At 68.8% G+C, this 12,848-nt stretch carries 12 protein-coding genes and 1 tRNA gene; 8 read left to right on the top strand and 5 right to left on the bottom strand.

The features are described from left to right. Window positions 1-2: 2 nt before the first annotated feature. Window positions 3-1,076 (bottom strand): UDP-N-acetylmuramate dehydrogenase, encoded by a 1,074-nt coding sequence (gene murB, locus ACGHC0_RS09505; protein WP_368354985.1) that lies wholly within the window; start codon window positions 1,074-1,076, stop codon window positions 3-5. A 67-nt stretch (window positions 1,077-1,143) separates the two neighbouring features. On the opposite strand from murB, the gene ACGHC0_RS09500 reads away from it, so the two are divergent. The 3 genes from ACGHC0_RS09500 (at window position 1,144) to ACGHC0_RS09490 (ending at window position 3,402) form a co-directional block, all read left to right on the top strand. Then, entirely contained in the window at window positions 1,144-1,629 is a 486-nt protein-coding gene (locus ACGHC0_RS09500) for a YajQ family cyclic di-GMP-binding protein (protein WP_368354984.1), read from the top strand. Window positions 1,630-1,703: 74 nt separating this feature from the next. Beyond that, window positions 1,704-2,348, top strand: a complete 645-nt coding sequence (locus ACGHC0_RS09495; RefSeq protein WP_368355613.1) for a retropepsin-like aspartic protease family protein — start codon at window positions 1,704-1,706, stop codon at window positions 2,346-2,348. A gap of 4 nt (window positions 2,349-2,352) precedes the next feature. Further along, the gene (locus ACGHC0_RS09490; protein ID WP_368354983.1) at window positions 2,353-3,402 is read left to right on the top strand and encodes an HD-GYP domain-containing protein; all 1,050 of its coding nucleotides are present in this window, start codon (window positions 2,353-2,355) and stop codon (window positions 3,400-3,402) included. On the opposite strand, the gene plsY is transcribed toward ACGHC0_RS09490, so the two are convergent. From plsY to ACGHC0_RS09475, 3 genes are read right to left on the bottom strand one after another with little or no spacing between them, the layout of a single operon-like run. Then, window positions 3,403-4,035 carry a glycerol-3-phosphate 1-O-acyltransferase PlsY gene (plsY, locus tag ACGHC0_RS09485; RefSeq protein ID WP_368354982.1) on the bottom strand — a complete coding sequence of 211 codons (633 nt, stop codon included), beginning with the start codon at window positions 4,033-4,035 and terminating at the stop codon, window positions 3,403-3,405. Between the two features lie 55 nt (window positions 4,036-4,090). Beyond that, entirely contained in the window at window positions 4,091-4,594 is a 504-nt protein-coding gene (ybaK, locus tag ACGHC0_RS09480) for a Cys-tRNA(Pro) deacylase (RefSeq protein ID WP_415268054.1), read from the bottom strand. Then, complete coding sequence (locus ACGHC0_RS09475) at window positions 4,591-5,652, bottom strand: aldo/keto reductase (RefSeq protein ID WP_368354980.1); 1,062 nt, start codon at window positions 5,650-5,652, stop codon at window positions 4,591-4,593. Before ACGHC0_RS09475 ends, ybaK begins: the two co-directional genes overlap by 4 nt. Before the next feature lie 156 nt (window positions 5,653-5,808). Between ACGHC0_RS09475 and ACGHC0_RS09470 the strand changes: the two genes are divergently transcribed. The 5 genes from ACGHC0_RS09470 to ACGHC0_RS09450 all read left to right on the top strand — a co-directional run bounded on the left by ACGHC0_RS09470 (window position 5,809) and on the right by ACGHC0_RS09450 (window position 11,853). Then, window positions 5,809-6,738, top strand: coding sequence for an alpha/beta fold hydrolase (locus ACGHC0_RS09470; protein ID WP_415268053.1), 930 nt, complete (start codon window positions 5,809-5,811; stop codon window positions 6,736-6,738). Between the two features lie 125 nt (window positions 6,739-6,863). Then, window positions 6,864-7,968 (top strand): peptide chain release factor 2 gene (gene prfB / locus ACGHC0_RS09465; protein ID WP_096912838.1). Its coding sequence is split into 2 segments (ribosomal slippage): window positions 6,864-6,944 and window positions 6,946-7,968, totalling 1,104 coding nucleotides; the frame shifts between segments, so codons are not numbered across the junction. 27 nt (window positions 7,969-7,995) lie between these two features. Continuing rightward, window positions 7,996-10,707 (top strand): aminopeptidase N, encoded by a 2,712-nt coding sequence (gene pepN / locus ACGHC0_RS09460; RefSeq protein WP_415268397.1) that lies wholly within the window; start codon window positions 7,996-7,998, stop codon window positions 10,705-10,707. Between the two features lie 51 nt (window positions 10,708-10,758). Further along, the gene (locus ACGHC0_RS09455) at window positions 10,759-11,766 is read left to right on the top strand and encodes a class 1 fructose-bisphosphatase (RefSeq protein WP_013594218.1); all 1,008 of its coding nucleotides are present in this window, start codon (window positions 10,759-10,761) and stop codon (window positions 11,764-11,766) included. Window positions 11,767-11,777: 11 nt separating this feature from the next. Then, window positions 11,778-11,853 (top strand) — tRNA-Thr (locus tag ACGHC0_RS09450). 38 nt (window positions 11,854-11,891) lie between these two features. Here the strand turns inward: ACGHC0_RS09450 and ACGHC0_RS09445 are convergent. Continuing rightward, the gene (locus tag ACGHC0_RS09445) at window positions 11,892-12,815 is read right to left on the bottom strand and encodes a LysR family transcriptional regulator (protein ID WP_368354977.1); all 924 of its coding nucleotides are present in this window, start codon (window positions 12,813-12,815) and stop codon (window positions 11,892-11,894) included. Between the last annotated feature and the right edge of the window lie 33 nt (window positions 12,816-12,848).

Genomic DNA, 12,848 nt, shown 5'->3' with positions numbered 1-12,848 from the left:
GCTCAGACCACCACCGGCTCGGGTTCGAGCCGGATGCCGAAGCGCTCGTAGACGCTCGTCTGGATGGCCCTGGCCAGCGTCATCACCTCGCCGCCCGTCACGCTGTCGCCACCGCGGCCGCGGTTGACCAGCACCAGGGCCTGCTTTTCGTACACGCCGGCCTTGCCGACGGTCTTGCCCTTCCAGCCGCAGGCATCGATGAGCCAGCCGGCCGCGAGCTTGATGGTGCCGTCCGGCATCGGGTAGTGCACGATCTTCGGGTCGCGCGCGATGATGTCCGAGCACTGCTCCGGCGTCACGGTAGGGTTCTTGAAGAAACTGCCGGCATTGCCGAGCACGGCCGGGTCGGGCAGCTTGGCGCGGCGCACCTCGCACACCCAGTCGAAGATCTGGCGGGCCGTGGGCTGCTCCACGCCCGCCTCCTGGCGCTTGCGCTCCAGGTCCAGGTAGCCCAGTTCGGGCCTCCAGGGCCTGGGCAGGCGGAAGCGGACATGGGTGATGACCGCCCGGCCCGCCAGGCCCATCCCCCGGGGCAGGCCGGTGTCGGCCCCGTTGCCGGCAGGCGCGTGCTTGAAGACGGAGTCGCGGTAGCCGAAGGCGCACTGTGCCGATTCCAGCGAGAACGAGCGGCCGGTGGCGAGGTCGATGGCGTCCAGCGAGTCGAAACGGTCCTGCAGCTCGACGCCATACGCGCCGATGTTCTGCACCGGGGCAGCCCCCACGGTGCCGGGGATGAGGGCCAGGTTCTCCAGTCCCGGAAAACCGTGCTCCAGCGTCCAGGCGACCGCGTCGTGCCAGCGCACGCCCGCGCCGGCCTCCACGATCCAGGCGCGCGGGGTTTCCTCGACCAGGCGGATGCCCGGGATCTCCATCTTGAGCACGACGGGCTTGACGTCGCCCGTGAGCACGATGTTGCTGCCCCCGCCCAGCACGAACAGCGGGCCGGCGCCGAGCTGCGGATCGGCGAGCAGCGCCCGCACGTCGTCGGCCGAGCGCGCGCGCACCAGCGTATGGGCGCGCGCCACGATGCCGAAGGTGTTGCAGGCCTGCAGGGGGACGTTTTTCTCGACTAACATCCACCGGATTGTCGCATTTGGGCCTTGCCGGGCGAGGCCCCCCACCCGAGATACCGAGAGCGAAGCCATGCCTTCTTTTGATACCGTCTGTGAAGCCAACCTCGTGGAAGTGAAGAACGCCGTGGAGAACTCGGCCAAGGAAATCGGCACCCGCTTCGATTTCAAGGGCACCTCCGCCGCCATCGAGATCAAGGACAAGGAAATCACCCTCTTCGGCGATGCCGATTTCCAGCTGCAGCAGGTCGAGGACATCCTGCGCAACAAGCTGACCAAGCGCAACGTGGACGTCCGCTTCCTCGACAAGGGCGACGTGCAGAAGATCGGCGGCGACAAGGTCAAGCAGGTCATCAAGGTGCGCAACGGCATCGAGAGCGAGCTGGCCAAGAAGATCCAGAAGCTCGTCAAGGAGAGCAAGATCAAGGTGCAGGCCGCGATCCAGGAAGAGAAAGTTCGCGTCACCGGCGCCAAGCGCGACGACCTGCAGGCCGTGATGGCGCTGATCCGCAAGGACATCACCGACGTGCCGCTGTCCTTCGACAACTTCCGCGACTGACGGGCCGCCCGCCGCCTGTCCACCCCGCCGTGCCCCCCCTGCCCGACGTCCCCGACCAGGCCCTGGCGCCGCGCATGGTGCGCGCGTGCGCCGTCGCCTGCGCGCTGGCATGGCTCGCGCCGCTGCCGGCCGCGTCCCAGTCGATCGCGCTCACGGGCATCCTGGGCGCCAAGGCGCTGCTGGTGGTGGATGGCGGAGCGCCCCGCGCGCTGGCCGCGGGCGAATCGATCGGCGGCGTGAAGGTGGTGTCCGTCGGCGGCGACGATGCCGTGCTGGAAACTTCCGCCGGACGCCGCACCGTCCGGCTGGGCGAGGCGCCGGTGAGTGTCGGCAGCCGGGGCGCGGGCACGGGACGCACCGTGGTGCTCATCGCCGACGGCCGCGGGCATTTCATGGGCACCGGCACGGTCAATGGCCGCAGCATGCAGTACCTCGTGGACACGGGCGCGAGCACGGTGGCCATCGGCCAGCCCGATGCCGATCGACTGGGCCTGGACTACCGCGGCGGCCAGCCCGTGGCGATAGGCACCGCCAACGGCACGGCCCGCGGCTGGCGCCTGCGGCTCGACTCCCTCCGGCTGGGCGACGTGGAGCTATTCGGCGTGGACGCCATCGTCACGCCGCAGGGCATGCCCTACGTGCTGCTGGGCAACAGCGCCCTCAATGAATTCCAGATGAACCGGTCGGGCGACCGGCTGGTGCTGGAAAAGCGGCACTAGGGCCATGCCTTTTCCGCCGCCTTCGTCATCCCGCCCCGCGGCGCTGCATGCGGAGGGCCCCGACAGCGAATACGAAGACCTGCTCGGCCTGTGGTCCGACCTGGAATCCGCGCTGTCCGTCCTTCTCTCGCGGCCCGGCAGCGTGGTGGGCTTCGCCGCCAAGATGCGCCAGTGCGACGCCTGGCTGCAGGACCTCGTCGCACACGACACGGACGCGGCGCTCTACCTGATGTTCCAGCTCGCGGCCACCTCCAGCGTGGGCTACAGCGCCTCGCACGCGCTGGTCTGCGGCACGCTCTGCCACATCCTCGCGCACGAGCTGCAACTGCCGCCCGCCGAACGCGACAGCCTGGTGCGCGCGGCCATGACGATGAACATCGGGATGACAGCACTGCAGGACGAACTGGCCAACCAGCGGGAGCGCCCTTCGTCCGCCCAGCAGAGATCCATCGACGAACATCCCCGGCGCAGCCGGGTCCTGCTGGAGCAGCTGGGCATCGGCGACACGCTGTGGCTCGAAGTGGTGGGGCACCACCATGCGCCACTCGCCGAGGGCGATGCGCGCGCGCTGGCCACCCTGCCGGCGGCGCGGCGGCTCACCCGCATCCTGGGCACGATCGACCGCTACGCGGCCATGATCAGCCCCCGCAAGTCCCGGGCGGGGCGCAGTGCCACGGATTCGGTGCGCGCCATCGTGGGCCACGACGACGAGCGCCGGGACGAGGTCACGTATGCGCTCGTGCGATCCGTCGGGCTGTGCCCGCCGGGTACCTTCGTGCGGCTGGACAATGGCGAGACCGCGCTGGTGCTGCGCCGCAGCGAGAAGATCAATTCACCGCTGGTGGCCAGCGTGATCGACCGCCAGGGAGAGCAGAGGCGCCAGCCCGCGCTGCACCAGACGGCCACGGGGCGCCCGCGCATCCAGTCGGCCCTGGCGCGCTCGGCCGTGCAGGTGGAACTGGACCACCGCCTGCTGGTGCGCCTGGGACTCTATGCGGCCCGCCAGTACCGCGGCATCGCCGGGCTGGTGGGCGCGCCCGGCGCCCCCCGCTGATCAGGACTTGCCCTTGCGGCCCAGGCGCGATTCGGTGCCGGCGACGAGGCGGCGGATGTTCTCGCGGTGGCGCCAGACGAGCAGCGCCGACATGGCGGTGATGGCCACGCCCACCGGCGGCTCGGCATACCAGGCCACGCCGCCGCCGAGCACGTAGTAGAGCGGCGCGAAGGCCGCCGCGACCAGCGAGGCCAGCGAAGAATACCGGAAGAAGAACGCGATGATGATCCAGGTGAGCAGCGTGGCCAGGCCCAGCCAGACGCTCACGCCCATCAGCACGCCCAGGGCCGTGGCGACGCCCTTGCCCCCCTCGAAGCGGAAGAACACAGGCCAGAGATGGCCCAGGAAGGCGGCCAGCCCCACGAGCGCGACCGTGCCGTCCCCCAGCCCGTAGCGCGGGCCGAACGCCTGGGCCAGCACCACCGGCAGCCAGCCCTTGAGCGCGTCGAACAGCAGCGTCACCACCGCGGCCGCCTTGCTGCCCGAGCGCAGCACGTTGGTGGCGCCCGGGTTCTTGCTCCCGTAGGTGCGTGGATCGCTGAGCCCCATCGCGCGGCTCACGATGACGGCGAAGGAGAGCGAGCCCAGCAGGTAGGCGGCGAGCGTGGCCAGGAGGGAATAGACGGCGGTCAAGATCGTGTCCTTGTGGTGGAGCGGGGCGCGGCGTCGGCCGCCGCGCACGGGCCGGCTATTCTGCCAGCGCGCACTGCACGGTCCGGGCGCCCAGGCTCTGCACGCAGACGGCGGGATCGAGCTGCACCAGGAAGCCCCGGCGCCCCCCGTTGATCGCGATGCGCGGGAGCGCCAGGATGGTCTCCTCGATGTACACCGGCATCTCGCGCCGCGTGCCGAAGGGCGAGGTGCCGCCGACGAGGTAGCCGCTGTGGCGGTTCGCCACCTCGGGCTTGCACGGCTCCACCGACTTGGCGCCGATCTGGCGCGCCAGGTTCTTGGTGGACACCTTGCGGTCGCCGTGCATGAGCACGATCAGCGGCCGGGCGTCCTGGTCCTGCATCACCAGCGTCTTGACGACCATGTGCTCGTCCAGCCCCAGCTGGCGCGCCGACTCGGCCGTGCCGCCATGTTCCACGTACTCGTAGGGATGCTCGGTGAACGCCACGCCGTGGCGGCGCAGGAACTGCGTGGCCGGCGTTTCGCTGACGTGGACGCCGGCCCGGTCCTTGCGGCTCACAGCGCCGGGTCCCGGATGTCCCAGCGGATCGCGTCGATGGCCGCCAGCAGTTCGGGCGACAGCTGCGTGTTCCAGGCGGCGATGTCCTCTTCCAGCTGGGCCAGGGAGGTCACGCCGATGATGGTGCTGGCCACCCGCCAGTTGCGGTAGCAGAAGGCCAGCGCCATCTGCGTCGGTGTCAGGCCGTTGTCGCGGGCCAGCTGGTTGTAGCGGCGCGCGGCAGCCAGCGCCTCGGGCCGGCCCCAGCGCTGCTTGCGCACCGACTCGTAGCGGGCGATGCGGGCGCCCTGCGGCGCGCCCGGGTCGGTCGGCGCGTGCTGGTCGTACTTGCCGGTCAGCAGGCCGAAGCCCAGCGGCGAATAGGCCAGCAGCGATACGCCCAGGCGATGGCAGCTCTCGTCCATCGCGTTGTCCCAGGTGCGGTTGATCAGGCAGTACGGGTTCTGCACCGTCGCCACCCGCGGCAGGCCGTGCGCCTCGGCCAGCCGCACGAATTCGTGCACGCCGTAGGGTGTCTCGTTGGACAGGCCCACGTAGCGCACCTTGCCGGCCTGTACCAGCTTCGCGAGGGCTTCGAGCTGCTCGCGGATGGGCGTCGCAGAGGTTTCCTTCTGCGGGTCGTAGTACATGGTGCCGAAGGCAGCCACGTGGCGCTCGGGCCAGTGGATCTGGTAGAGATCGATCACGTCGGTCTGCAGGCGGCGCAGGCTGCCTTCGCAGGAGGCCTGGATGTCGGCCGCCGTCATCCCCTTGCCCTCGCGCACCCAGGGCATGCCGCGCGAGGGGCCCGCCACCTTGGTGGCGAGCACGACCTTGCCGCGGGCGCCCGGGTTCTTCGCGAACCAGCGGCCGATGATGGATTCGGTCGCGCCGTAGGTTTCGGCACGTGCGGGCACGGCGTACATCTCGGCCGTATCGATGAAGTCGATGCCGGCCGCCAGAGAGCGGTCGAGGATGGCATGGGCATCGGCTTCGCCCACCTGTTCGCCGAAGGTCATGGTCCCGAGGCAGATGGGAGAGACCTGGAGCGCGCTCGCGCCCAACGTGACTTTTTGCATGGATGGCAACCTGCGGAACGGAAAAAAGAGGCTGACGAGAATAAGGGATTTCCGTGCCCGGCGCAGGCCTCCCCCCCTCCCTCTGCACCACCCCCTGCCCCTCGCTTGTCCCACCCTTGACTGCCGCGCCGTCGCGCCGTGGAAAATAATCTGCGGATGTACCAGCCCCTTCGAGCCTCGCGCAGCGAACGCCTGCCCATCCGCACCCTCGACTACCACATCCGTGTCTGGGAGCCCGCCGGCGGCGGCGCGGCCGAAGCACCGCCCCTCGTGATGGTGCACGGCTGGATGGACGTGGGTGCGTCCTACCAGTTCGTGGTCGATGCCTTCGGCGCGGACTTCGCGGGCGCGCGGCGCATCATCGCGCCCGACTGGCGCGGTTTCGGGCACAGCATGCCGCCCGCGCGCTGCGACCACTACGCCTTCGCCGACTACCTCGCCGACCTGGACCGGCTGCTGGACCACTATGCACCCGGCGGCCCGGTGGACCTCGTCGGCCACAGCATGGGCGGCAACATCGCGATGTCTTATGCGGGCGTGCGACCCGCCCGCATCCGCCGGCTGGTCAACCTCGAAGGTTTCGGCCTGCCGGTGACCGAGCCAGCCCAGGCGCCCGCGCGGTATGCGCAGTGGCTGGAAGAACTGCGCACGCTCGATGCCGGCGGCATGGATCTGAAGGCCTACGAGAACGCGGAAGCCGTTGCGGGCCGGCTCATGAAGACCAACCCCCGCCTGGGCCGCGACAAGGCCGAATGGCTGGCACGAGAGTGGGCGCAGCCGGATGCCCAGGGCCATTGGCGCATCCTGGGCGACGCCGCGCACAAGGTGGTCAATCCTCAGCTCTACCGCGTCGAAGAAGCGCTGGCGCTTTATGCGGGCATCACTGCCCCGGTGCTCGCGGTAGAGGCCAGCGACGACAGCATGGCCCAGTGGTGGAAGGGCCGTTATTCGCTGGATGAGTACCACCGGCGGCTGAAGCACGTGCGCGACTGCCGCACCGCGGTGGTGCAGGACGCCGGCCACATGCTGCACCACGACCAGCCGACCGTGGTGGCGCGGCTCATCAAGGACTTCCTGCAGGCCTGACACCCTGCCCGGCCCCGCCCCGTGGTGCGCAGCGCGGGGGCGCGAAGGGACATTGGAGAGGCCCGGTCCCGCGCCCATGAGAAAATCGGCGGTTACACCAACGAACCGCAGGACAGGACAGCACCATGGACGCAGAACGCATCAACCTCATCGGCACCACCCTCGAAGACCTCTCGCAGCGCACGCAAGAGTTACGGAGGTATCTTTGACTTCGATGCCAAGTTCGAACGCCTGCGCACGGTAAACGCCTCGCTGGAGGACCCCTCCGTCTGGAACGACCCGAAGAAGGCCCAGGAACTGGGCAAGGAACAGAAGTCCCTCTCCGCCGTCGTCGTCACGCTCGACAAGCTCACGCGCGAGCTGGCGGACAACGCCGAGCTGTATGAGATGAGCAAGGAAGAAGGCGACGAGGCCGGCCTGCTCACCATCGAGGCCGAGGCCGGCAAGCTGCGCCCGCTGATCGAGGAACTGGAGTTCCGCCGCATGTTCAGCAACGAGGCCGACCCGCTGAACTGCTTCGTCGACATCCAGGCCGGCGCCGGTGGCACCGAAGCCTGCGACTGGGCCGGCATGCTGCTGCGCCAGTACCTCAAGTACGCCGAGCGCAAGGGCTTCAAGGCCACGGTGGAAGACGAGACCCCGGGCGACGTGGCCGGCATCAAGAGCGCCACGATCAAGATCGAGGGCGAGTACGCCTACGGCCTGCTGCGCACCGAGACCGGCGTGCACCGCCTGGTCCGCAAGAGCCCGTTCGATTCGTCCGGTGGCCGCCACACGAGCTTCGCCTCGCTGTTCGTCTATCCCGAGATCGACGACTCGATCGAGATCAACATCAACCCGGCCGACGTGCGCACGGACACCTTCCGCGCCTCGGGCGCGGGCGGCCAGCACATCAACAAGACCGATTCGGCCGTGCGCCTGACGCACATCCCGACCGGCATCGTCGTGCAGTGCCAGGATGGCCGCAGCCAGCACAGCAACCGCGATGTCGCCTGGCAGCGCCTGCGCTCGCGCCTCTACGACTTCGAGATGCGCAAGCGCATGGAAGAGCAGCAGAAGCTGGAAGACACGAAGACCGACGTGGGCTGGGGCCACCAGATCCGCAGCTACGTGCTCGACAACAGCCGCATCAAGGACCTGCGCACCAATGTCGAAGTCTCCGCCACCCAGAAGGTGCTGGACGGCGACCTCGACGTGTTCATCGAAGCCTCCCTCAAGCAGGGCGTCTGACCACGCCCGGAAAGCAGCCAAGCCATGATGAGAGAAGGACAGGCCGCCACGGCCATCCACCGTGCCGACTACACCGCCCCCGCGTTCTGGATCGACAGCGTGGACCTCACGTTCGACCTGGACCCCGCCAAGACCCGGGTGCTCAGCCGCCTGCGCGTGCGCCGCAACGCCGACGTTCCGCCGGGCCCCCTGCGCCTGGACGGCGAGGATCTGAACCTCGCACGGGTGCTGGTCAACGGGGCGGGCACGTCCTTCAAGCTCGAAGGCGCCCAGCTCGTGCTGGAGAACCTGCCCGAGGGCCACGAGCCGTTCGACCTGGAGATCTTCACCACCTGCGCGCCCGTGAAGAACACCCAGCTCTCGGGCCTCTACGTGAGCCAGGGCACGTTCTTCACGCAGTGCGAGGCCGAGGGCTTCCGCCGCATCACCTACTTCCTCGACCGTCCGGACGTGATGGCGAGCTACACCGTCACGCTGCGCGCCGACAGGGCCGAATATCCGGTGCTGCTGTCCAACGGCAACCTGGTGGACCAGGGCGCGCTGGACGACGGCCGGCACTTCGCCAAGTGGGTCGATCCGCACAAGAAGCCCTGCTACCTGTTCGCGCTGGTCGCGGGCAAGCTGGTGGCGCGCGAGCAGCGCATCCGCGCACGCTCCGGCAACGACCACCTGCTGCAGATCTTCGTGCGCCCGGGCGACCTGGAAAAGACCGAGCACGCGATGAATTCGCTCATGGCCAGCATCGCCTGGGACGAGGCGCGCTTCGGCCTGCCGCTCGACCTCGAACGCTTCATGATCGTCGCCACCAGCGACTTCAACATGGGCGCGATGGAGAACAAGGGCCTGAACATCTTCAACACGAAGTACGTGCTGGCGAGCCAGTCCACGGCCACCGATGCCGATTTCGCGAACATCGAATCGGTGGTGGGCCACGAGTATTTCCACAACTGGACCGGCAACCGCGTCACCTGCCGCGACTGGTTCCAGCTGTCGCTCAAGGAAGGCCTCACGGTTTTCCGCGACCAGGAATTCAGCCAGGACCTCTCGGGCAGCCCGTCGGCGCGCGCCGTCAAGCGCATCGAGGACGTGCGCGTGCTGCGCACCGTGCAGTTCCCCGAGGACGCCGGCCCGATGGCGCACCCCGTGCGCCCGGACAGCTACGTCGAGATCAACAACTTCTACACCGTCACCATCTACGAGAAGGGGGCCGAGGTCGTGCGCATGATGCACACGCTGGTCGGCCGCGACGGTTTCGCCGCGGGCATGAAGCTCTACTTCGAGCGCCATGACGGCCAGGCCGTGACCTGCGACGATTTCGCGCAGGCCATCGCCGACGCCAACCCGGGCAGCGAACTGGCCCGCCTGCTGCCGCAGTTCAAGCGCTGGTACGCCCAGGCCGGGACGCCGCGCGTGCGCGCCCGCGGCGCCTACGACGCCGGCGCCCGCACCTACACGCTCACGCTGGAACAGGGCATCGCGCCCACGCCCGGCCAGCCCGTGAAGGAACCGATGGTGATCCCCGTGGCGCTGGGACTGCTCGGCGCCGACGGCGCCGCCCTGCCCCTGCAGCTCGAAGGCGAGGCCGGGGCCGGCGCCCCGGACCGCACCGTGGTGCTCACCGAGCCCGCCCACACCTATACCTTCGTGAACGTGCCGTCGGAGCCGGTGCCGTCGCTGCTGCGCGGCTTCAGCGCCCCGGTGCTGCTGGACATCGAGGCCACCGACGCGCAACTGCTCACGCTGCTCGCCCACGACACCGATCCGTTCAACCGCTGGGAGGCCGGCCAGCGCCTCGCGCTGCGCATCGCCATCCAGGCCATCGGCGACACGTCGCTGGACGTGCCTGCCGACGGCGCGCTGCAGCGGGAACTGCTGCCGGCGAGCTTCGTCGCCGCGATGCGCGATGTGCTGCGCCATCCCGCGCTGGACGCCGCCTTCAAGGAACTGGTGCTCGCCCTGCCCTCCGAAGGCTATATCGCCGAGCAGCTCGACGTGGTCGATCCGCAGCGCGTGCACGCCGTGCGCGAGGCCATGCGCCAGCAGCTCGCCGTGGCCCTGCAGCCCGACTGGGAATGGACATGGGAGCAGCACCACGACACCGGCGGCTACCGGCCCGATGCCACGTCCTCCGGCCGCCGCGCGCTGGCCGGCATGGCGCTGTCGATGCTGTGCCTGGCAGCGCGCCGCACGGGCGACACCGTCTGGCCGGGCAGGGCCTACCAGCGCTTCAAGGATGCGGGCAACATGACCGACCGCTTCAACGCGCTGGCCGCCCTGGTGGCCAGCGGCCAGCCGCTCGCCGCGCAGGCCCTGGCGCGCTTCCATGCGATGTTCAAGGACGAGGCGCTGGTGCTGGACAAGTGGTTCGCGCTGCAGGCCGGTGCTCCGGACCGCGGCGGCGACGTGCTGCCCGCCGTGAAGGAACTGATGAAGCACCCGGACTTCAGCCTCAAGAACCCGAACCGCGCGCGCAGCCTGATCTTCAGCTATTGCAGCGCCAACCCCGGGGCCTTCCATCGCCAGGACGCCGCCGGCTACGCCTTCTGGGCCGACCGCGTGATCGAGCTCGACACGCTGAACCCGCAGGTGGCAGCCCGCCTCGCGCGCGCCCTCGACCGCTGGAGCAAGCTCGCCGAACCCTACCGGACGGCCGCGCGCGACGCCATCGCCCGCGTGGCGGCGAAGCCCGACCTGTCCAACGACGTGCGCGAGGTGGTCGGCCGCGCGCTCGCCGACTGATCCGGCAGGCCGGACATCCCTTTCGAAAGAGAAACGAGAGATCCACCGAACATGGCACAACGCATCAGCCTCACCCGCTACCTCGTCGAGCAGCAGCGCGTCGATGGCCTCATCCCCTCGCAGCTGCGCCTGCTGCTGGAGGTGGTGGCCCGCGCCTGCAAGCACATCAGCCACGCCGTGAACAAGGGCGCCCTCGGCGGCGTGCTGGGCTCGGCCTCCAGCGAGAACGTGCAGGGCGAGATCCAGAAGAAGCTGGACATCATCGCCAACGAAGTGCTCATCGAGGCCAACGAATGGGGCGGCCACCTGGCCGCCATGGCGTCGGAAGAGATGGACAGCATCTACGTGGTGCCCAACCGCTACCCCCAGGGCGAGTACCTGCTGCTCTTCGATCCCCTCGACGGCTCCTCCAACATCGACGTGAACGTGAGCATCGGCACCATCTTCAGCGTGCTGAAGAAGCCCGAGGGCCACCCCGGCGTGACCACCGAGGACTTCCTGCAGGCCGGCTCCAGCCAGGTGGCCGCCGGCTACTGCATCTACGGCCCGCAGACCACGCTGGTGCTCACGGTGGGCGACGGCGTGGCGATGTTCACGCTCGACCGCGAGCAAGGCTCGTTCGTGCTGGTGGAAGAGAACGTGAAGATTCCCGCCGATACCAAGGAATTCGCGATCAACATGAGCAACATGCGCCACTGGGATGCCCCGGTGAAGCGCTACATCGACGAATGCCTGGCCGGCACGGAAGGCCCGCGCGAGAAGGACTTCAACATGCGCTGGATCGCCAGCATGGTGGCGGACGTGCACCGCATCCTCACGCGCGGCGGCATCTTCCTCTACCCCTGGGACAAGCGCGAGCCGAACAAGCCGGGCAAGCTGCGCCTGATGTACGAGGCCAACCCGATGTCCTGGCTGATCGAGCAGGCCGGCGGTGCGGCGACCAACGGCAAGGAACGCATCCTGGACATCCAGCCGAAGCAGTTGCACGAACGCGTCAGCGTGATCCTCGGATCAAAAAATGAAGTGGAACGCGTGACACGCTACCATTCCGGTATATAATTCAATTCTTCGCCGGTGTAGCTCAGTCGGTAGAGCAGCTCATTCGTAATGAGAAGGTCGGGTGTTCGATTCATCTCTCCGGCACCAAACAAAAAACCCCTGATTCGCAAGAGTCAGGGGTTTTTTCATGGAGCACTGCCAGCGTGCTCCCGGCGCCCGCTGGAGCCTGCCGGCCCACCGGCCAGGAGGATCGCCATCAGATCGCCGACCAACGGATTCTCCGGTGCCGCGGGCCATACGGCGTAGGCCTCGGACTGGGCCACGGCAGGACCCACCGGCCGGAACACCGCTCCTGGCAGGCGTGAATGCTCCATGGCCTGCGGCACCAGGGCGACGCCGAGGCCCTGCGAGACCAGGGAGACCACCGCGAGCCAGTGCCGCACCTCGTGCCCTATTTCCGGCTGGAAGCCCGCGCTCGCGCAGATCGACAGGATGCGCGCATGGTAGTCGGGCGAGACTGCGCGCGCGAACAGGACGAAGGGCTCGCCCGCGAGATCGCGCAGATCGATGACCTTCCTGCGCGCCAGTCGATGCCCCGCAGGCAGGCAGCACATGAAGGGCTCGGTCACCAGCAGGCGCTGCTGCAGCGTCGCCGGCATGCGGCTCGTATGGACGAAACCCAGGTCCAGCCGGTCGTGCAGCAGTTCGCCGATCTGTTCACCGGAGTTCAATTCCTGCAGCGAAACACGCACGCCCGGATGGCGCTGCTGGAAAACACCCAGCGCCTGAGGCAGTCCGCGGTACAGCATGGCGCCCACGAAGCCGATGCGCAGCCGGCCTGCGAGCCCCGCAGCCACGCCGCGCGCTTCGGATAACGCCTCCTCCGCTTGCGCCAGCACCCGCCGCGCGGATGCCTTGAGGGCCCGGCCGGCAGGGGTGAGGCGCACCTCCTTGGGGGTCCGTTCGAAGAGTTGCGCCCCGACGCGCTCCTCCAGCTGCCGGATGGCCACCGAGAGCGGTGGCTGCGACATGTTCAACCGGGCTGCGGCGCGCCCGAAGTGCAGTTCGTCCGCGAGTACCGCGAAGTAGCGCAGGTGCCTCAGTTCCATGGCGGTGTGGCGATAGGAGTTTCGAATGGCGCA

This window comes from Acidovorax sacchari (assembly GCF_042847045.1).
GTDB classification, from domain to species: Bacteria; Pseudomonadota; Gammaproteobacteria; order Burkholderiales; family Burkholderiaceae_C; genus Paracidovorax; species Paracidovorax sacchari.
Note: the sequence above shows the minus strand (reverse complement) of the source record. Positions and strands in the feature narration are given on the sequence as shown.

Coding starts and splice junctions, on each gene's coding strand:
- ACGHC0_RS09475 (WP_368354980.1), bottom strand. CDS start 5,652: ATGCAAAAAGTCACGTTGGGCGCGAGCGCGCTCCAGGTCTCTCCCATC.
- pepN (WP_415268397.1), top strand. CDS start 7,996: ATGAGAGAAGGACAGGCCGCCACGGCCATCCACCGTGCCGACTACACC.
- ACGHC0_RS09500 (WP_368354984.1), top strand. CDS start 1,144: ATGCCTTCTTTTGATACCGTCTGTGAAGCCAACCTCGTGGAAGTGAAG.
- murB (WP_368354985.1), bottom strand. CDS start 1,076: ATGTTAGTCGAGAAAAACGTCCCCCTGCAGGCCTGCAACACCTTCGGC.
- ACGHC0_RS09495 (WP_368355613.1), top strand. CDS start 1,704: ATGGTGCGCGCGTGCGCCGTCGCCTGCGCGCTGGCATGGCTCGCGCCG.
- ACGHC0_RS09455 (WP_013594218.1), top strand. CDS start 10,759: ATGGCACAACGCATCAGCCTCACCCGCTACCTCGTCGAGCAGCAGCGC.
- ACGHC0_RS09445 (WP_368354977.1), bottom strand. CDS start 12,815: ATGGAACTGAGGCACCTGCGCTACTTCGCGGTACTCGCGGACGAACTG.
- ACGHC0_RS09470 (WP_415268053.1), top strand. CDS start 5,809: ATGTACCAGCCCCTTCGAGCCTCGCGCAGCGAACGCCTGCCCATCCGC.
- ACGHC0_RS09490 (WP_368354983.1), top strand. CDS start 2,353: ATGCCTTTTCCGCCGCCTTCGTCATCCCGCCCCGCGGCGCTGCATGCG.